This is a genomic window from Pseudomonas sp. NPDC088885, assembly GCF_044750025.1.
GTDB lineage: Bacteria > Pseudomonadota > Gammaproteobacteria > Pseudomonadales > Pseudomonadaceae > Aquipseudomonas > Aquipseudomonas rustica.
The window spans coordinates 21,682-40,661 of sequence record NZ_JBIVJB010000039.1; the positions used below are offsets into that span (position 1 = coordinate 21,682).

The following is an 18,980-nucleotide window of genomic DNA, read 5'->3' on the forward strand; positions in this document are numbered from 1 at the left end:
TGGTGATCTTCCGGAACCCGCGCATGTGCCGCGTGATGGCGCTGGACGGCGTGATCCAGACCACCGAAGCCGACGAATTCATCTACCACGAAATGCTCACCCACGTGCCGATCCTCGCCCACGGCAGCGCCAAGCGCGTGCTGATCATCGGCGGCGGTGACGGCGGCATGTTGCGCGAAGTGACCAAGCACGCCGGCGTTGAACACATCACCATGGTCGAGATTGACGGCACCGTGGTCGACATGTGCAAAGAATTCCTGCCGAACCACTCCAGCGGCGCCTACGACGATCCACGTCTGAACCTGGTGATCGACGACGGCATGCGTTTCGTCGCCACCACGACTGAAAAATTCGACGTGATCATCTCCGACTCCACCGACCCGATCGGCCCGGGCGAAGTGCTGTTCTCGGAGAACTTCTATCAGGCGTGCCACCGCTGCCTGAACGAGGGCGGCATCCTCGTGACCCAGAACGGCACGCCGTTCATGCAGATCGAAGAGGTGAAAACCACCGCCGGTCGCCTGAAAAGCCTGTTCCCGGACTGGCACTTCTATCAGGCGGCCGTGCCGACCTACATCGGCGGCTCGATGACCTTCGCTTGGGGCTCGACCAACCCGGCCTACCGCAAACTGAGCCGTGAAACCCTGCAACAGCGCTTCATCGGCAGCGGCATCGTCACCCGCTACTACAACCCGGAAATCCACATCGGCGCGTTTGCCTTGCCGCAGTACGTGCTGCAGGCGATCAACAAGCCAAGCAACGACTGATCACACCGCAAGCTCCCCATTGAGGGAGCTTTTGTGGCGAGGGGATTTATCCCCGTTGGGATGCGAAGCATCCCCAAAATCAGCATCCACGGTCTTCCTGATACACCGCGTTTGCTGATTTCACGACTGCTGCGCAGCCGAACGGGGATAAATCCCCTCGCCACAGATAATCCCCTCACCACAATGGTTTTCTCCCTGATTTTTCGCCCGCGCCTAAAATGTGGTTTTTTTCATCTTCGTCCGCTGTAATCCTTTTGAACCAACTTTCTGCGTAAACAGTCGAGATAGTTGTAAGCCCATTTGCGGGTTTGATCGAGGAGGCACCGATGCAAAAGTGGAAAGTCACTTTCGTGGACGATCATGGTGAAATTGTCGATGAGGTGTTCGAACGTGCGGAATGCCCCAGTGACGATGAGGCCGCACAACTGATCAAGACACGGCTCCTGCCCGTGGCCGCCGAGCTGGATCTCAACGATCTGGAAGGGCGCACCGCCGATGCTGGCGTGAAAAGTCTGAAAACCCAGAACAGCATCGAAATCCGCAGCATCACCCCTATCTGACATTCTTCTTGTCACCTTCACCACCAGGCCTTGGCAGCAGCTCTATCTTGGGGCTACTCTGCAAGCGAGATCAGCGAACGGATCGCTAAGGTCTGGTCTTGTCAGCTACATGCTTGTTTCCCGCGTTCAACGACGTTGTCGCAGTACTTTGGCCAAAGGCCCGGGGCGGGAATACGGAAAGTCTATCCATCTATGCGAGGGGGACGATTCATGAGCACAGCCTATCAAGAAGACATCAGCAGCAATGTTCTGCGCCGCATGAAAGAAGGCGGTTTCGATTTTTCCCGATTCCATCCCATCGAGTTCTACGCGATTTTCCCGGACGAGGAGCGGGCGCGCAGGGCAGCAGGCAAATTTCGCGGTGAATCCATCAATGCCCAGGTCAGCGTGCGTGATGACGGTGCGTGGGCGCTGGAATTAAGCAAAGTGATGTACGCGACGTATGACGATATCGGCGACTTTGAACAGGGCTTTTCGGCGGTGGTCGAGCCTTTGGGCGGAATAATCGAAGGGTGGGGCGTGAAACAGGAGGTGCGTAGCCGCCACCGGTTGAATTGAATATTTATAGATAGAAGATCAAAAGATCGCAGCCTTCGGCAGCTCCTACACAGATTCATGTAGGAGCTGCCGGAGGCTGCGATCTTTTGCTTTTGCTTTCAAAACATTTCCAAAAGGCAAAAAAAAGCCACCGGAGAGGGTGGCTAAAAGGGAAGACCGATAAGGAGAGGAAACCGCTCAGGGTTAAGGCTGGGCGGGCTGCCGGGGCAATCCCAATCAATTGAGCTGACCACTTCGCGGTGCGGGGACTGGCGAAGTTTTGCAGCGAATGCGCGGATTATCCGCAGCCGATGCCGGGCAGTGAAATCAACTCTGACTATGCTGCTAATAGGCGATGCAGTGCGTCGCAATGAAGCGGGGGCAATCAGGTTGGGGCATTTGCCGCACAGGAATGGTGCGGCGCCTGCGGCGTGAATATCCAACCGATTGAAATCAAAGCGTTTATGCCGATGGCACGGGCCTTGCGAAGGCCTGTATGTCCGGGTGACAAGGAGTACGGCATGATCCGCACCTATTTTGATGAAATGTACGATGCCGGCGGCCAGGTTCGCCCGCATTATCGGGAGTTCGCCCGATGGCTGGCTGACACGCCTGACGAGCTGCTGGCCCAACGGCGACGCGAGGCCGATCTGCTGTTCCATCGCGCCGGGATTACTTTCACGCTCTACGGCGACGAGCAGGGCACCGAGCGGCTGATTCCTTTCGACACCATTCCGCGCAGCATCCCTGCCAGTGAATGGCGGATCGTCGAGCGCGGCTGCATCCAGCGGGTCAAGGCGTTGAATATGTTCCTCGCCGACCTTTATCACGAGCAGCGCATCATCAAGGCCGGGATCATTCCCGCCGAACAGGTGCTGGCCAACGAGCAATATCAGTTGGCGATGCAGGGCCTGGATCTGCACCGCGATATCTATTCGCACATCTCCGGCGTCGATCTGGTGCGCGATGGCGACGGCACGTATTACGTGCTCGAAGACAACCTGCGCACGCCGAGCGGCGTCAGCTACATGCTCGAAGACCGCAAAATGATGATGCGATTGTTCCCGGAGTTGTTCGCCGCGCAACGTATCGCCCCGATCGACCACTACCCGAACCTGTTGCTCGACACGCTGAAAAGCTCCAGCCCGATTGATGATCCGAGTGTGGTGGTGCTGACGCCGGGGCGCTTCAACAGTGCATTCTTTGAGCACGCGTTTCTTGCGCGGGAAATGGGCGTGGAACTGGTCGAAGGCGCGGATCTGTTCGTGCGTGACGACAAAGTCTTCATGCGCACCACCGACGGCCCGAAAGCAGTGGACGTGATTTACCGCCGCCTCGACGACGCTTTCCTCGATCCATTGGCGTTCAACCCGGACTCAATGCTCGGCGTGCCGGGGCTGCTGTCGTCCTATCGCTCCGGCAACGTCGTGTTGGCCAATGCCATCGGCACCGGCGTGGCGGACGACAAATCGGTGTACCCGTTTGTCACCGACATGATCCGTTTCTACCTCGACGAAGAACCGATCCTGAAAAACGTGCCGACCTGGCAATGCCGCAACCCGTCTGAACTTTCCCACGTGCTGGCCAATCTTCCAGATCTGGTGGTCAAGGAAACCCAAGGCTCCGGCGGTTACGGCATGTTGGTCGGGCCGGCGTCGACGAAGGCGGAAATCGACGCCTTCCGCGAACGCATCAAGGCCAAACCCCACGCGTACATCGCGCAACCGACGTTGTCGCTGTCGACCTGTCCGACCTTTGTCGAAAACGGCATTGCGCCGCGCCATATCGATTTGCGTCCATTTGTCTTGTCCGGTCGCGAAACCCGTGTGGTGCCCGGCGGTTTGACCCGCGTGGCGCTGCGCGAAGGCTCGCTGGTGGTGAATTCATCACAGGGCGGCGGAACCAAGGACACCTGGGTGGTCGAGGATTGAAGGAAGCTTGCCATGTTAAGTAGAACTGCCTCGGATCTGTATTGGATGTCGCGTTACCTGGAGCGGGCGGAAAACCTCGCGCGGATGCTCGACATCAGTTATTCGCTGTCGCTGATGCCGCAGGACGGTCGCGGTGACGGTTTGCATGAACTGGCAATGCCGCTGTTGATCACCGGCACCCTTGAGGATTATCTGGAGCGTCACGGCGCATTGCATGCCGAACGTCTGCTGCACTTTTTCGCCCTCGATGCGGCCAACCCGGCGAGCATCTACAGCTGCCTCGGTGCGGCGCGGGCCAGTGCCCATGCGGTACGCGGACGCATCACGGCGGACATGTGGGAGAACATCAACTCGACGTGGCTGGAGATTCGCGGGATCGCTGAACAGGGCCTCAGTCGCTATGGCATGAGCCGTTTCTGCGAGTGGATCAAGGAGCGTTCGCACCTGTTTCGTGGCGCGTCCTACGGCACGATCATGCGTAACGATGCGTTTCGGTTTATTCGCCTCGGCACGTTTATCGAGCGCGCGGACAACACCCTGCGCTTGCTTGATGCCCGCTACGAAATGGCCGGCGATCAAGCCGAAGCGGTCAGCGACGGCACGGCCCACGCCTACTACCAGTGGAGTGCATTGCTGCGCGCGCTGTCGTCGTTCGAGGCCTACACCGAAATCTATCGCGACGCGCCCGGCGCCCGGCATGTCGCCGAGTTGCTGCTGTTGCGCGCCGACGTGCCGCGCTCACTGCGCGCCTGCACCGAAGAGATTGACCAGATTCTCGCGCAACTGCCCGGTGCCAACGGGCGTCCCGCGCAACGCTTGGCCGCCGAGATGGACGCGCGCCTGCGCTACACCGGCATCAACGAAATCCTCGAGGAAGGCCTGCACGCCTGGCTGACCGAATTCATCCCGCTGGTGCGCCAGTTGGGCAACGCCATTCACAGTTCCTACCTGGAGGCTGCATGAGACTTTCCATAAGCCACGAGACCACCTATCACTACGAAGATAAGGTGCGGGCGAGCATCCAGTACCTGCGGCTGACCCCTCACGACAGCGAGCGTCAACACGTGCTCAGCTGGCAACTCGACCTGCCGCGCCCGGTGCGCGCGCAACTCGATCCGTTCGGCAACATCCTGCACGTGCTGACCATGGACGAGCCGCACGAAGCGATCATCATTGGTGCGCGTGGGCAGGTTGATATTGATGAATTGCGCGAGGCGGAACATGAGAGCCAGTCGGCGCTGCCGTTTCTGCGCTTTACCCGGTTGACCGAGGCCGATGAGGCGCTTCGAGCGTTCGCTGAAAGATCCTGCAAGCAGCGGCGCGATCGCACAGCGCTGATTGATTTGATGCACGGTTTGAATCAGCACATGACCTACACGCCGGGCTCGACCGAAGTCGACACCAGCGCCGCTGAAGCCTTCGCCGGACGCGCCGGGGTTTGTCAGGATCACACCCACGCGTTCCTCGCCTGCGCGCGCAGCCTGGGCGTGCCGTCGCGTTATGTGTCGGGGTATTTGTACAGCGAGGATTGCGAACATCTGGCCAGCCACGCCTGGGCAGAAGCGTGGCTGGATGACGCGTGGTACAGCTTTGACGTGACCAACGAACTGGCGCGGCCGGAACGGCATTTGAAACTGGCGGTGGGCCTCGATTACCTCGACGCCTGCCCGGTACGCGGCATGCGCCGGGGCGGCGGCTGCGAGCAGATGCACGCAAAAGTGTTCGTCTCACCGACCCCAGTCATCTCCGTGCAACAACAATAACTGGCATCACACCAAACTCTGTGGGAGCGAGCCTGCTCGCGAAAGCGATCTATCAGTCAGCAATGCAGTGACTGACACGCCGCTTTCGCGAGCAGGCTCGCTCCCACAGGGGTTTGATATCAGGGCTTAACCTTGCGCCCCGCCATGTGTTTCAGATACCCCATCAGCAATTCCAGATCCCCCTCCGGCAACACCTCCGCCGAAAACCCCGGCATCTTCGCCTGCGGCCACTGGCGCAAACTCTGCGGATCGCGAATGTAGCGCTTCAAGAAATCTGCCCCGAAATACTCCGTCGGACTGTAAGGAATATTCAGATCCGGCCCGAACTGCGCATCCCCCGCACCGTTCAACCGGTGACACGCCAAGCAATTCTTCTGAAACAACGCAAACCCAAGATTCACCGGATCATCTTTCTTCAACGCCGGATCCGGTAGCAGAGCAGGGAAGCGTTCGGCCACCGGCGCCATGCGCTTGATGCTCGCCACTTCAAACGGCCACTGCTCGGGGCTGATATTGCCCGCCTGCGGATCCGTCCACACTAGGTAAAACGGCCCGGCGCTTTGCTTGTCCTTCGACAACGGCGGCCACGGATGGGCCGGGTCTTCAATCGCCAGCCACGCGCGCGCGCCTTCACGATTGAGCAACGGCGCTGCCGCCAGCTCTGCGGCAAAACCGTCCAGCGCCACCGCTTGCAGATGATCTTCAGCGTTTATCCCGGCCAACAACGCCGCCACCGGCACGGCGCGATAGACCATGTCCTTCTTGTAGGACACATCGTTTTTGATGGTGATGTTTTGCACCTGAGGATGCTTGAGCAATTCCTCGGTCTGCCAGGTGCGGCTGTGCTCGCCCAGTTGTAAGTCCAACTGGGCGGCAGACAGAGGCATGCTCAGCAGCATGGCCCCGAGTACGAAGAGCGTTTTCAAATGATCGCCGTCCATGTCGTGGAAGTGCGCAAAGGTTGGCACAGCCACGCTGGCCCGGGTAGCGGGCCAGTCACATTTTCAGTGGCGATAGATAAACCCGCCGCTCGATTCAGCCGATGACCTTGGTCAGATTCGGCAAAATCAACAACAGCGTCGTGGCGAAAAGAATGAGCCCTGCTTGACGAACTTTCGGTTGTTTGAACATGGCTTGACCGCCTTTATTGTTATTTCCTGATGCCTGCCTGCATATCCATGACGGCAAGCGCTGCACTTCCTGTTGAAGGACGCCGGCCTCGGCAAAACCCGACGACTCTGACGTACATGTACTACCTTAGGGCCCGCGTCACGCTTGGCTTAGATCCATTTCATATGGAGTTGCTGCCAACGGCGATTAAAAAGGCATGAGGCGTATTGCCAGCTTCTGCGCCGCCCGCTTGCTAGACAACTCCGTGACCTGAACCGGTTCACCCGACGGCCAATGACCGTCCGTCTGAGCGTGTGCGTCAACCGCATTGAGCACTGTGGTCATTGAATCCGTGGCCGTCCGGGACAAGAGTGCAAGCACAAGAAATCACTCACCGCACAGGTTCGAGGACGTCATGACCCAAGCTTTGATTTTCGATGCGCTACGCACGCCACGCGGTAAAGGCAAGGCCGACGGCGCCTTGCACAGCGTCAAACCGGTGAATCTGGTGGCGGGGCTGCTGACCGCGCTGCAACAACGCACTGCGCTGGACACCAGCCAGGTCGATGACGTCGTGCTCGGTTGTGTCACGCCGATTGGCGATCAAGGCTCGGACATCGCCAAAACCGCGGTGCAAGTGGCTGATTGGGACGTCAGCGTGGCGGGGGTGCAGATCAACCGCTTCTGCGCGTCCGGGCTTGAGGCGGTGAACCTCGGCGCGATGAAAGTGCGCTCGGGATTTGAAGACCTGGTGGTGGTCGGTGGCGTCGAGTCGATGTCGCGCGTGCCGATGGGCAGCGATGGTGGTGCGTGGGCGCTGGATCCGCAGACCAACTTGCACAGCCACTTCACCCCTCAAGGCGTCGGTGCCGATCTGATCGCCACGCTCGAAGGGTTCAGCCGTCACGATGTCGATGCCTACGCGCTGCACTCGCAACAAAAAGCCGCGCGGGCCCGGGCCGATGGCTCATTCAACAAGTCGCTGGTGCCGGTGCAGGATCAGAACGGCATCATCCTGCTCGATCACGATGAATTCATTCGTGCTGAATCGACGCTGGAAGGGCTCGGCAAGCTCAAGCCGAGTTTTGAAATGATCGGGCAAATGGGTTTCGACGCGACGGCGCTGCGGGTCTACAGCCACGTTGAACGGATCAATCATGTGCACACACCCGGCAACAGTTCCGGGATCGTCGACGGTGCGGCGTTGATGCTCATCGGCTCCGAAGCCAAAGGCCGCGCGTTGGGCCTGCAACCGCGGGCGCGAATTGTCGCCACGGCGGTCACCAGCACCGACCCGACTATCATGCTCACCGGCCCGGCGCCGGCTACGCGCAAGGCATTGGCCAAGGCCGGGCTGCGCGTGGAAGACATCGACCTGTTCGAGGTCAACGAAGCGTTTGCTTCGGTGGTGCTGAAGTTCATCAAGGACATGGCCGTCGACCCGGAGAAGGTCAACGTCAACGGCGGCTCCATCGCCATGGGCCATCCGCTGGGCGCCACCGGTTGCGCGATCCTCGGCACCTTGCTCGATGAACTGGAAGCGCGGCACCTGCGCTATGGCCTGGCGACGCTGTGCGTCGGCGGCGGCATGGGCATTGCCACCATCATCGAACGTCTCTGAGCCCCCGAATTCAAGGAACCTTGTTATGAGCGAAGCCATTCGTTACGAAAAAGGCCAGGACGGCATCGTCGTGCTGACCATCGACATGCCGGGCCAGAGCGCCAACACCATGAACGCCGTGTACCGCGAGGCAATGGCTGAGTGCGTGGCCCGTCTTGTGGCGGATAAAGACAACCTTGCCGGTGTGATCATCACCTCGGCGAAGAAAACCTTCTTTGCCGGCGGCGACCTCAACGAGCTGATCAAAGTCGGCAAGCCTGAAGCCAAAGCTTTCTACGACATGGTGCTGACCCTCAAAGGCCAATTGCGCACCTTGGAAACCCTCGGCAAACCGGTGGTCGCAGCGATCAACGGCGCGGCGTTGGGCGGCGGCTGGGAAATCTGTCTCGCCTGCCATCATCGCGTGGCGCTGGACGACGCCTCGGTGCAACTCGGCCTGCCGGAAGTGACGCTGGGCCTGCTGCCGGGCGGCGGCGGGGTGGTGCGCATGGTGCGCATGCTCGGGATCGAGAAGGCGCTGCCGTATCTGCTCGAAGGCAAAAAAGTGCGTCCGCAACAGGCGTTGCAGGCCGGTTTGATCGATGAGCTGGCGGCGGATCGCGATGAACTGTTGGCCAAGGCGCGCGCGTGGATTGTTGCCAATCCGGCGGCAGTGCAGCGTTGGGATGTGAAGGGTTATCAGATTCCCGGCGGTACGCCGTCGAACCCGAAAGTCGCGCAGATGCTGGCGATTGCACCGTCGATCCTGCGCACGAAAACCCAAGGCACACTGCCGGCGCCGGAGAAGATTCTGTGTGCGGCGGTGGAAGGCGCTCAGGTCGATTTCGACACCGCGCACCTGATCGAAACCCGCTACTTCACCGAACTCACCACCGGGCAGATTTCGAAAAACCTGATCGGCACGTTCTGGTTTCAGCTCAACGATATCAATGCCGGCGGTTCGCGGCCGCAGGGTTTTGCACCTTATAAGACGCAGAAGGTCGGCGTGCTCGGTGCCGGGATGATGGGCGCGGGGATCGCGTTTGTCAGTGCTTCGGCGGGTATCGACGTGGTACTCAAGGACATCAACCTCGCAGCTGCCGAGAAAGGCAAAGCGCACTCGGCCGCGTTGCTCGACAAAAAAGTTGCCCGTGGCCAGATGAATGCAACCCAGCGCGATGAAGTGCTGGCGCGGATCAAACCCTCTGAAAGCGATGCCGATCTGGCCGGTTGCGACCTGATCATCGAAGCGGTGTTTGAGGATCGCGAGCTCAAGGCCAAAGTTTCTGTGGCTGCGCAAAAAGTCGTGGGCGCCGACGCGGTTATTGCCTCCAACACGTCGACCTTGCCGATTACTGGCCTTGCCAGTGCCGTACCGGATCAAAGCAAATTCATCGGCCTGCATTTCTTCAGTCCGGTGGAAAAAATGCCCCTGGTGGAAATCATCAAAGGCGCGCAAACCAGCGATGAAACCCTCGCGCGCGGCTTCGATTTCGTTCTGCAAATCAAGAAAACCCCGATCGTGGTCAACGACAGTCGTGGTTTCTTCACCTCGCGGGTTTTCGGCACCTTCACCAACGAAGGCATCGCCATGCTCGGCGAGGGCGTCAGTGCGCCGATGATCGAGACCGAAGCACGCAAGGCCGGGATGCCGGTCGGGCCTCTGGCGATCTCCGACGAAGTTTCCCTCAGCCTGATGAGCCATATCCGCAAGCAAACGGCCAAAGACTTACAGGCAGAAGGGAAACCGCTGATTGAGCACCCGGCCTTCGCCGTGATTGACTTGCTGCTCAACGAATACAAACGTCCGGGCAAGGCTGCTGGCGGTGGTTTTTATGAATACCCGGCCGGTGGCCAGAAGCATTTGTGGCCGGAACTGAAAACGCGCTTCGAGAAGGCCGACGGGCAGATTTCCCCGAAGGATGTGCGCGATCGCTTACTGTTCGTGCAAGCCATCGAAACCGTGCGCTGCGTGGAGGAGGGCGTGCTGACCTCGACGGCCGACGCCAACGTCGGCTCAATCTTCGGCATCGGTTTTGCCGCGTGGACGGGCGGTGCGTTGCAGTTCATCAATCAGTACGGGGTGAAGGATTTCGTCGCTCGCGCGCAGTATCTGGCCGAACAGTACGGCGAGCGTTTCGCCCCGCCGGCGTTGCTGCTGGATAAAGCGGCGAAAGGTGAAATGTTCTAACGGGGCGAGCATTCCGGGGCTTGCCTTGTCAGGGTGTTTCAAGGCAGGCTCTGGGGTGTTCATTATTCCCATCACGTGTCAGGTATTTTTTATGTCGCTACGCATCTGCATTCTGGAAACCGACATCCTGCGTCCCGAACTGGTCGATCAATATCAGGGTTACGGGCAGATGTTTCAGCGCCTGTTCTCGCAGCAACCGATTGCCGCCGAGTTCACCGTCTACAACGTGATGCAGGGCGAATACCCAAGCGACGAGCAGACCTTTGACGCGTATCTGGTCACCGGCAGCAAGGCCGATTCGTTCGGTACCGACCCGTGGATTGAAACGCTGAGGGAATACCTGCTGAGCCGTTACGAGCGTGGCGACAAACTGCTCGGCGTGTGCTTCGGCCATCAACTGTTGGCGCTGCTGCTGGGCGGCAAGAGCGAGCGCGCGACGCAGGGCTGGGGCGTCGGCACCCACAACTACAAACTCGCGGCCAAGGCGCCGTGGATGAGCCCGGTGCGTGAAGAACTGACGCTGCTGATCAGCCATCAGGATCAAGTGACATCGCTACCGGACAACGCCACCGTCATCGCCTCGAGCGATTTCTGCCCGTTTGCCGCGTACCACATCAACGATCAGGTGCTGTGCTTCCAGGGTCATCCAGAGTTCATCCACGATTACTCGCGGGCGCTGCTGGATTTGCGTCAGGAAGCGCTGGGTTCGCAGATTTACAGCAAAGGTGTGGCGAGTCTGGAGCAGGAACACCATGGCGCTACGGTTGCGGAATGGATGATGCGGTTTGTGGCGCACAAACCTGAGGTCGCTTAACAGCAGATCAAAAGATCGCAGCCTTCGGCAGCTCCTACACTGAAACCCTGTAGGAGCTGCCGAAGGCTGCGATCTTTTGCTTTTTTACAACCACCCAGACTTCTTGAAACTCGCCCACAAACTCACACACCCCACCGCAATAAACCCCAGCACCCCGAAGTAACCGTAATGCCAGCTCAGCTCCGGCATGTTCTGGAAGTTCATCCCGTAAATCCCCGCCACCGCCGTCGGGAACGCCAGAATCGCTGCCCATGCAGCAAACTTGCGCTGCACCACGCTCTGCCGTGACGCCTCCAGCAACACACCGATCTCGATGGTCTGGCTGGCAATGTCGGCCAGCGTGCTGAGGTCTTCCATCTGCCGCGTCACGTGAATCTGCACATCACGGAAGTACGGACGCATGTTCTTGTCGATAAACGGGAAGCTGAGCTTCTGCAGTTCCTCGCCGATCTCCACCATCGGCGCTGCATAGCGACGCAGGCGCACGACATCACGACGCAAGCCGTGCAGCTTCTGGATATCACGCTCATTCAATGCGCTGCACAGCACGTTGCGCTCCAGCTCATCGATCTCGGCATGGATCGCTTCACCGACGGGCTGGTAGTTCTCGATGACGAAATCGAGCAGCGCATAGAGTACGAAATCTTCCCCATGCTCCAGCAACAGCGGACGCGCCTCACAGCGCTGGCGCACATGCGCGTAGGACGCCGAGTGACCGTTACGCGCGGTGATGATGTAGCCCTTGCCGGCGAAGATGTGCGTTTCGATGAATTGCAGCACGCCGTTTTCACGGATCGGCGAGTAGGTGACGATAAACAAAGCGTCGCCAAAGGTTTCCAGCTTCGGCCGGCTGTGTTTTTCCAGCGCATCTTCAATCGCCAGCTCGTGCAGGTTGAACTGGCGTTGCAGGTTGGACAGCTCCTGAGCGTCCGGCTCTTCGAGGCCGATCCAGACAAAGTGGCCGGTTTTCGCGGCCCAGGCGGCGCCTTCGTCTAGGGAAATATTGGTGACTTTCTTACCGGCGCTGTACACAGCAGCAGCAACAACTCGACCCATGGTGGTGATTCACTTCTTCTTGGCAGGTGGCAGGAATACAAGGCTTCAGCTTAGCCGTGTCGCTACTTGAGAGTCAGTGAAATCTGCACCGTTCATTCGGCAAAAGAAAACCCGCACAAGGCGGGTTCGGTTTCAGGCGGCTTGCAACTGCCGATCCATTGATTCGATGCATTCGCGCATCTGCTCGCGGCATTGCTCTATGAGCTTAGGCATGTCGTCCATGGTCAATCCGGCTGTAGGAATCGCCGGCAGCGAGCGTATGAGAATTTCCCCACTGTTCCAGCGGTTCAGACGCATGTGCTTGATGTAACTGCTGACACACACCGGCACGATCGGCACACCAGCGGCAATCGCCATCTGAAACGCGCCTTTCTTGAACGGCAGCAACTCTTCGCCGAGGTTGCGCGTGCCTTCCGGGAATACCCAGATCGAGGTGTTTTCGTTTTGCAGCGTGTTGGTGGTGGTGAGCATCGACTGGCGCGCCTTGTGCGCATTACCACGGTCGATCAACACATTGCCGGCGAGCCAGAACAATTGCCCGAACAACGGCACCCACTTCAGGCTCTTCTTGCCAATGCACACCGTGCGGTAGGGCACAACGTTACCGAACACAAACAAGTCGTAGTTGGATTGATGGTTGGCAATGATTACGCAGCTGGCCGGTTTGTTCATCAGGCCGCTGACGTCGGTTTTCACCCGCAAACGCAAAATGCACATGGCCGGCAATGCATAGAGGCGCGCGCACAGACGGCTGTTGTCCGGATTGAACGGACGGCATATGCCGAGGATCACCCCAAGCACGCCAGCCAGAATAAAGTGCAGGCTCATCAATAACATACGAAACACGAACAGCATTTTCAGGCCCCACCGGCGCAAAAGGTGGCGCAGTGTACGGATGTGCACTGTTTTCGGCAATTGCCACTATAGAGTCCGGAGATAGGCGATGTTTAAGCGCATGTTTCCGAATTGCTTGTCAGACCCGTCCTAGAGCAGCCACGGCGTTTTCAACCGAGTGCGCAAGAAAAAGCCCGACACGCGGGTCGGGCTTTTCTTCGACGCAGGATACGGGGGTTAACCCAGATGCTCCTGATCCTGAACAATCGCGTTGTCCAGGGTTTCCAGCAGCGCTTTGCGCACCTTCAGCTTGGTGTTCTTGTGCGCGAGCATGTTGATCTTCTTCAACTGACGCGCGGCGGCAAGGGCGGCACCTTGCAGCTCTTCGGCAGAAACCACTTTGTCGAGGAAACCGGCGTCCACCGCGCTTTTCGGGTCGAACATCTCGCCATTGATTACCGACCGGTGGAATGCCGAACGACGCAGACGATCACGCGCCAACTCGATACCGGCGTGATGCATGGTCATGCCGATCTGCACTTCGTTCAGACCAATGCTGAAAGGGCCATCGACACCGATGCGGTAGTCGGCCGACAACAACAGGAACGCACCCTTGGCCACGGCGTGACCCGGGCAAGCGACGATCACCGGGAACGGGTGAGAAAGCAGACGACGGGCGAGGGTGGAACCAGCGGTCACCAGCGCCACGGCCTCTTTAGGGCCGGCGGTCATCACTTTCAGATCGTAGCCGCCCGACAGAATCCCCGGCTGACCGGTAATGATCACGATGGCACGATCAGTCACCGCCTGATCCAGCGCCGCGTTGAACGCCGCAATCACGTCCGGGGAAATGGCATTGACCTTGCCGTTGCTCAAGGTCAGGGTCGCGATGCCGTCTTCGAGGTGGTAGGCAATCAACTCACTCATGACGCGATTCCTTGTTAGAAAGATGAGCAGACGTTACCCACCACCGCAGGCCAGGTAAAGCGCCGTGACTGACCCGTCGGTCACCGAATCGCGGCTGATCCAGCGCCGCACGCCATTCTGCTTCTATATAGAAGGGCCGCACCCACCGAAGATTGGCCGGTTTGCCATGGGCCGTCGGCAGGGCAAACGGCTTTTTCTCTTAAGCGCATGAAAATCTTAAAAAAAAGTTTGCCATCGGAAAAGCTTTCGACTACATTAGCGCGCCTCGACAGACAGAACATGTTTGAAGAGATACGGTGAAGTGTCCGAGTGGCTTAAGGAGCACGCCTGGAAAGTGTGTATACAGGAAACTGTATCGAGAGTTCGAATCTCTCCTTCACCGCCACATTCAGTACACAAAACCCCTGATTTCGAAAGAAGTCAGGGGTTTTGTGGTTTCTGGCGTCTGGAATTTATCGGACAGCGGATTTGATTTCGAGATCAGTAGGCCGGCCGGCACCGCCGTGAAGTTGCGCTGATCACTGATCGGACGTTTGTGCCTGGTAGATTTCGATGTTGCCGTGTTTAACCTGTTGATACACGGTGTATGGCAATACCAACGTATCTGTCACACCGGAGACTGCCAGATCTATCAAAACCAGCGGGGCTGAAGGGCGACCCTTCCAGGATTTTATCGGCAGATCGGGGGCGTGCAGGATGCAGAAGTCATAGCCGACGCCGCTGTAAACCCGTGAAATTGAATCGCAGTAGGTTTGGCGTTGTTTTAGATCATTTCCTGCGACGGTGTCTTCCTGCACGACACTGCTGATCGTGCCGCAGCCAGTAACGGCTAGCGCTAATAGCAGCAGGGTGATGGTTTTTATTGTCATGCTCGCAATCCTTGGCAATGAGACGAGGGTGCCAGATTAGCGTGTTTGATTGGTGTGGGCCATTCGTCGGGCATTGGCCGATCTGAACCACAAGTCCAGTAATGACCGACTAGTCTCAAAAGCCTTGGAGGTCGATATTTTTTCAGGCAAAAAAGTTTTGCCGGTGTCGATCCGCATCGCAGGGGCGAAGGTATGACAGAACCGTATATCGAAGACGATGGCGCCGAGTTTCCGTTTAACAACTGCGTTCGTTGTGGCCAGACTGAATACCAGGCTGGTTTCGGCGAGGATCCGGTTCACACCGGCAAGATCAAGTCCACGGCACCGAAAGGGCCGAAGGCGAAGTTTTTACCCAAGGTCACGGCACGCGCCCGAAAATGATTCTCCGCCAACCAACCCCGTCTAAGAACGGGGTTTTTTATGCTCTGAGATTTGATTTCGGACTAGACCTACAGACGGTCGTCAGGATCTGTGTTTCTTTCACAAACTTTTCACGTTCGCTTAAGTAGGGTGAAGCCATCCGTTAGAAAGCAAGTCTCCAGCCCGTCTCCCCAGCGGGCTTTTTTTTGCCCGTCATAAAACCTTTTCTGAAATCACTGTCCAATCGGCGCCCATTGCGCGGATGCGTCCGCTTTTATCTGGACTTTGCCGCTGTGACGGCATTCAATCGCGCCCCTTTTTTGTTTCTCTGTCTTTGAGGTTTTCGTCATGCGTTTAACACTGCCCGCTCTGGTTCTCGGCCTTCTGTTCGCTCAAGGAGCAATGGCTGCCGGCGATGGCACCGCTGCACTGGGCGGCGGTCTGGGTGGCGCGTTGGGTAATGTCGTCGGTCAGAAAATGGGCGGCAGCACCGGTGCAGCGATTGGTGCAGGTGTAGCGGGCGCGGCCGGTAGCGCAGTGGCTGCACGCAAAGGCAGCCGGACGAAAGCGGCCATTGGCGGCGGTGTTGGCGCGGCGGGCGGTTCGGTGATCGGTAACAGCCTGGGCGGCCGAAATGGCGCCACCATCGGTGCTGGTCTGGGCGGCGCGGCGGGCGGTGCCGTCGGCAGCAACTTGGCCAAAGGCCATAAGCGTCACTGAGATTGATCGCTCGCAGACAAAGCCCGGCTCGATGCCGGGCTTTTTCATGGCTGAACGTTTTTCCCGCAAACCTCTCCAATCTCACATAGGCCCCCGCTGGGGCGAACTGTCCCGATTCGGGAACTGTGAGGTACACATGCGATTGTCATTATCTGCACTGTTTTTCGGATTGCTCGTGGCGCAAGGCGCAATGGCCGCCGGCGATGGTTCGGCCGCCGTGGGCGGTGGGCTTGGCGGCGTGTTGGGCAACGTGGTCGGTGGACAGCTCGGTGGCAGCACCGGTGCGGCGGTAGGCGCAGGTGTCGGCGGCGCGGCCGGCGGTGCGGTTGGGGCGAATAAAAACAATCGCACCGAAGCTGCCATCGGCGGTGGCCTCGGCGCGGCGGGTGGTTCGGTTGTCGGCAACAGCCTCGGCGGATCAACCGGTTCGGCTGTCGGTGCAGGATTGGGCGGCGCGGCGGGTGGTGCGGTCGGTAACAACCTGGGTGACGACGGCGGATCTCACTCCGGTGGGGGTCACAAGCACAAGAACAAGCATAAGAACCGCCATCATTGATTGATGGAATGGTTTACCGAAAGCCCGGCGTTTTGCCGGGTTTTTCGTATTTGCCGTTCAGACGCTGGAACGATTGGCTGCAGGACTTTTCGAACGTCTACACTCCCCGGAAATGATGAGGTTTGCCATGACTCCTGAAACCGAAGGCAAGGAAGAGAAGGGCCCGAGCGGGCTGCCGTTTATCAATGATCCGGGGAACGAGGATCCGGGGTCGCTTATGGATGATGCGACGGTGCCGCTGAATGATTCGGATGAGGCGGATATGGAGTATGAAGAGGATGAGGATGAGCAGTGACTTCTACTCATAGAAACTGAATGCGTTTGAAGGGCCTGAATTTCAGGCCCACGGAGATACCTATCTCCACTGTCACCAATTAAGGTGATTCTTCAATTTTCTTTCGATATGAAGCAACCACAGTTCTCCGGACGCCCACTCGTTCCAGTAGCAGTAGTAACAATGAAGGTCTTTCAAAAAAAGTGATCGGAGCGCCATTTCGTCTAGCTTTCTACTCAACAGGACTTCTAGCTCGTCACGCACTAAGGTAAGAATCCTTTTATCTGAAGTTTTCAAGAAATCATCGATAACTTGATCTGCCGTTTCGTGCTCAGTTAGCCAATCCTGATGGAAGTAGGAACCGAAAAAATCTTGGGTTTCTGGAAATTCATTGTTCATAGCTCTGGAAATCCCGTTAGTAAGAAATATCCCAAAGGTAGTGTTGGGTCTTTTTTCAATACCAACAGTAACTTTGATGCAGATTGGGAATGCGATAGGCCGTTGAGCATACTGACTCCTACCGGCCGACTGAGGACATGGCTAAAGGCTGTCTTTGATTTATTGCTATTCAAGAACTCTTCTACATTTAGAGCATTGGCTGACAAAGCTTCTGATACGGCAGCCTCAGCTTCTGTGCGAGTCAAAAAGGTGGATGCTGCAGGAATGTTAGGTTCTGCTTGTAGTCTTTCAGCCAACTGAGCATCAGTTCTTCCAATATGTTTAATCATCAAATGTCCCCCTTGAGCCTCGTGTGAGGCGAGACCTCCACCCGGAACGATCTCACTATACGGCCCATCAGGCTGTATCGCTCCAGGACACGGAGTGCATGCCAACCCCAACGGATCCACCCACCCAATCGGATTCGGCGTGTACTGGTACTGATTCAACCCGCCCGCCAGCTTCACCGGATCCGGCGTCAGATACCGCCCCAACCTCGGGTCGTAAAACCGATGCCGGTTGTAGTGCAGCCCACTTTCCGCATCGAAATACTGCCCCTGAAACCGCAGCGGCTGATCCAGGTACTCATCACCCGCCAACGTCACCGCCGCGACTTTCCCGTAGGCGTCGTACTGCGCCGACCAAACGATTTCCCCACTGTAATCGGTCAGTTCCAGCGGCGTGCCGAGGTGGTCGTTCTGGTAGTAAAACGGGCAGGCTTTTTTCGGGCCTTTGCCGTCGAGCAGTGCTAACGGACGGAAGGTGCCGGGTTCGTAGACGTAGCTGCGGTATTCGCTCTGGCTGCTTTCGGCGACGAGGTTGTCGCCTTGCCAGAAGAATTCGGTGGTGGCGCCGTCGACGGTTTTGCTGATGCGCCGGCCGAAGGCGTCGTATTGGTAAGACGCGGTTTTCCCGTCAGGGCGAGTCAGGCCGATCAGGCGGTGCTGGCAGTCGTAGCGGTATTCGGTGACGAGTTTGTGCGCGGTGCCGCGACGCTCGCGGATCAGGTTGCCGAAGGCGTCGTAGTCGTAATGGCGGTCGCCCTGCATCAACAGGCGGTTGCCTTTGATCTGGCTCGGGCCGGGGCGATCCTGCATGAGCAGGTTGCCGGCCGGGTCGTGGGCGTAGGTTTCCGGGAGTTCGTCGCGGGAGTGGCGGACGCGGATCAAACGGTCGAGGGTGTCGTAGCCGTAGGTGCGTTGGCCGTGACGAGTGTCGGCGATGTACGACAGGTTGCCGTTGGCGCTGTAGGCATAATCGCGGCGATACATTGAATCGCGTTTATGGCCCACAGCATGGGCGAGCAATCGGCCTTGATCGTCGTAGGCATATTCGCTGAGCAGCAGGCCTTGCTCGCGTTGCTGTTCGCGACCGGACTGGTAGACGTGGCGGGTGAGCGGGGCGCCGTTGAGGTCGATGCCGGAGAGGGCGCCACCCTTGGCGTGTTGATAGTCGAGTTTGCTGTTGTCCGGCAAACGCATGCTTTTGAGCTGACCGCAGGCATCGTAGGCGTAACGCAGGGTGCCCCAGCCTTGGTGCTCGGTGATCAGCCGATCCTGGCGGTCGTACTCGAAGGCCAGCGGATGGTTCTGGCCGTCATCAACACCGGTCAGGCGGCCCAACAGATCGTATTGGTAGCTGACCTTGATGCCGTCGGGCAGGGTTTTAACCAG

General features: G+C 58.3%; 21 protein-coding genes and 1 tRNA gene. 15 read left to right on the plus strand and 7 right to left on the minus strand.

All coding sequences use genetic code 11. The features are described 5' to 3' along the window. From speE to ACIP1X_RS16750, 6 genes are all read left to right on the plus strand, one after another. Positions 1–767, plus strand: a 767-nt coding sequence (gene speE / locus ACIP1X_RS16725; RefSeq protein WP_400753663.1) for a polyamine aminopropyltransferase, incomplete at its 5' end; no start/stop codon positions are given. Between the two features lie 326 nt (positions 768–1,093). Then, positions 1,094–1,327 carry a hypothetical protein gene (locus tag ACIP1X_RS16730; protein WP_400753666.1) on the plus strand — a complete coding sequence of 78 codons (234 nt, stop codon included), beginning with the start codon at positions 1,094–1,096 and terminating at the stop codon, positions 1,325–1,327. Between the two features lie 210 nt (positions 1,328–1,537). Further along, on the plus strand, positions 1,538–1,885 hold the full coding sequence (locus ACIP1X_RS16735; protein ID WP_008080948.1) for a ribonuclease E inhibitor RraB: 348 nt from the start codon (positions 1,538–1,540) through the stop codon (positions 1,883–1,885). Positions 1,886–2,385: 500 nt separating this feature from the next. Continuing rightward, positions 2,386–3,795 carry a circularly permuted type 2 ATP-grasp protein gene (locus tag ACIP1X_RS16740; protein ID WP_007914061.1) on the plus strand — a complete coding sequence of 470 codons (1,410 nt, stop codon included), beginning with the start codon at positions 2,386–2,388 and terminating at the stop codon, positions 3,793–3,795. A gap of 12 nt (positions 3,796–3,807) precedes the next feature. Then, positions 3,808–4,758, plus strand: coding sequence for an alpha-E domain-containing protein (locus ACIP1X_RS16745; RefSeq protein ID WP_053116841.1), 951 nt, complete (start codon positions 3,808–3,810; stop codon positions 4,756–4,758). Next, positions 4,755–5,558 carry a transglutaminase family protein gene (locus tag ACIP1X_RS16750; protein WP_053116842.1) on the plus strand — a complete coding sequence of 268 codons (804 nt, stop codon included), beginning with the start codon at positions 4,755–4,757 and terminating at the stop codon, positions 5,556–5,558. The genes ACIP1X_RS16745 and ACIP1X_RS16750 overlap by 4 nt, the downstream gene beginning before the upstream one ends. Positions 5,559–5,677: 119 nt before the next feature. Here the strand turns inward: ACIP1X_RS16750 and ACIP1X_RS16755 are convergent, their stop codons facing one another. Beyond that, positions 5,678–6,499 (minus strand): c-type cytochrome, encoded by an 822-nt coding sequence (locus tag ACIP1X_RS16755; RefSeq protein WP_400753692.1) that lies wholly within the window; start codon positions 6,497–6,499, stop codon positions 5,678–5,680. Between the two features lie 584 nt (positions 6,500–7,083). Here ACIP1X_RS16755 and ACIP1X_RS16760 point away from each other — a divergent pair. The 3 genes from ACIP1X_RS16760 (at position 7,084) to ACIP1X_RS16770 (ending at position 11,273) form a co-directional block, all read left to right on the plus strand. Continuing rightward, positions 7,084–8,289, plus strand: a complete 1,206-nt coding sequence (locus ACIP1X_RS16760; protein ID WP_400753668.1) for an acetyl-CoA C-acetyltransferase — start codon at positions 7,084–7,086, stop codon at positions 8,287–8,289. Between the two features lie 25 nt (positions 8,290–8,314). Further along, complete coding sequence (locus tag ACIP1X_RS16765; RefSeq protein ID WP_400753670.1) at positions 8,315–10,459, plus strand: 3-hydroxyacyl-CoA dehydrogenase NAD-binding domain-containing protein; 2,145 nt, start codon at positions 8,315–8,317, stop codon at positions 10,457–10,459. Between the two features lie 91 nt (positions 10,460–10,550). After that, on the plus strand, positions 10,551–11,273 hold the full coding sequence (locus ACIP1X_RS16770) for an amidotransferase (protein WP_400753672.1): 723 nt from the start codon (positions 10,551–10,553) through the stop codon (positions 11,271–11,273). Positions 11,274–11,357: 84 nt separating this feature from the next. On the opposite strand, the gene ACIP1X_RS16775 is transcribed toward ACIP1X_RS16770, so the two are convergent. The 3 genes from ACIP1X_RS16775 to ACIP1X_RS16785 form a co-directional block, all read right to left on the minus strand. After that, a complete protein-coding gene (locus tag ACIP1X_RS16775; RefSeq protein WP_053116847.1) occupies positions 11,358–12,329 on the minus strand; it encodes a magnesium and cobalt transport protein CorA in 972 nt (323 codons plus the stop codon). Positions 12,330–12,461: 132 nt separating this feature from the next. Then, positions 12,462–13,184, minus strand: a complete 723-nt coding sequence (locus ACIP1X_RS16780; protein WP_400753673.1) for a 1-acylglycerol-3-phosphate O-acyltransferase — start codon at positions 13,182–13,184, stop codon at positions 12,462–12,464. Positions 13,185–13,400: 216 nt separating this feature from the next. Beyond that, positions 13,401–14,090: a crotonase/enoyl-CoA hydratase family protein gene (locus tag ACIP1X_RS16785; RefSeq protein WP_053116849.1), complete on the minus strand. Its 690-nt coding sequence runs from the start codon at positions 14,088–14,090 to the stop codon at positions 13,401–13,403. Between the two features lie 64 nt (positions 14,091–14,154). Here ACIP1X_RS16785 and ACIP1X_RS16790 point away from each other — a divergent pair, with 64 nt between their 5' ends. Both ACIP1X_RS16790 and ACIP1X_RS16795 read left to right on the plus strand, forming a co-directional pair. Next, positions 14,155–14,301, plus strand: coding sequence for a hypothetical protein (locus ACIP1X_RS16790; protein ID WP_400753676.1), 147 nt, complete (start codon positions 14,155–14,157; stop codon positions 14,299–14,301). A gap of 84 nt (positions 14,302–14,385) precedes the next feature. Beyond that, positions 14,386–14,475 (plus strand) — tRNA-Ser (locus ACIP1X_RS16795). A gap of 133 nt (positions 14,476–14,608) precedes the next feature. Here the strand turns inward: ACIP1X_RS16795 and ACIP1X_RS16800 are convergent. Beyond that, positions 14,609–14,959 carry a YceK/YidQ family lipoprotein gene (locus ACIP1X_RS16800; protein ID WP_400753678.1) on the minus strand — a complete coding sequence of 117 codons (351 nt, stop codon included), beginning with the start codon at positions 14,957–14,959 and terminating at the stop codon, positions 14,609–14,611. Between the two features lie 192 nt (positions 14,960–15,151). On the opposite strand from ACIP1X_RS16800, the gene ACIP1X_RS16805 reads away from it, so the two are divergent. From ACIP1X_RS16805 to ACIP1X_RS16820, 4 genes are all read left to right on the plus strand, one after another. Further along, a complete protein-coding gene (locus ACIP1X_RS16805) occupies positions 15,152–15,340 on the plus strand; it encodes a hypothetical protein (protein WP_400753681.1) in 189 nt (62 codons plus the stop codon). Positions 15,341–15,667: 327 nt separating this feature from the next. Further along, on the plus strand, positions 15,668–16,039 hold the full coding sequence (locus ACIP1X_RS16810) for a hypothetical protein (RefSeq protein ID WP_053116852.1): 372 nt from the start codon (positions 15,668–15,670) through the stop codon (positions 16,037–16,039). Positions 16,040–16,175: 136 nt separating this feature from the next. Further along, entirely contained in the window at positions 16,176–16,595 is a 420-nt protein-coding gene (locus tag ACIP1X_RS16815) for a YMGG-like glycine zipper-containing protein (protein ID WP_159815287.1), read from the plus strand. Positions 16,596–16,722: 127 nt separating this feature from the next. Further along, a complete protein-coding gene (locus tag ACIP1X_RS16820; RefSeq protein ID WP_163005296.1) occupies positions 16,723–16,890 on the plus strand; it encodes a hypothetical protein in 168 nt (55 codons plus the stop codon). Between the two features lie 72 nt (positions 16,891–16,962). On the opposite strand, the gene ACIP1X_RS16825 is transcribed toward ACIP1X_RS16820, so the two are convergent. Beyond that, the gene (locus ACIP1X_RS16825) at positions 16,963–17,268 is read right to left on the minus strand and encodes a contact-dependent growth inhibition system immunity protein (protein WP_400753684.1); all 306 of its coding nucleotides are present in this window, start codon (positions 17,266–17,268) and stop codon (positions 16,963–16,965) included. Then, positions 17,265–18,980 (minus strand): RHS repeat-associated core domain-containing protein (locus ACIP1X_RS16830; RefSeq protein ID WP_400753686.1); only part of this gene is annotated, 1,716 nt, incomplete at its 5' end. The genes ACIP1X_RS16830 and ACIP1X_RS16825, both read right to left, overlap by 4 nt.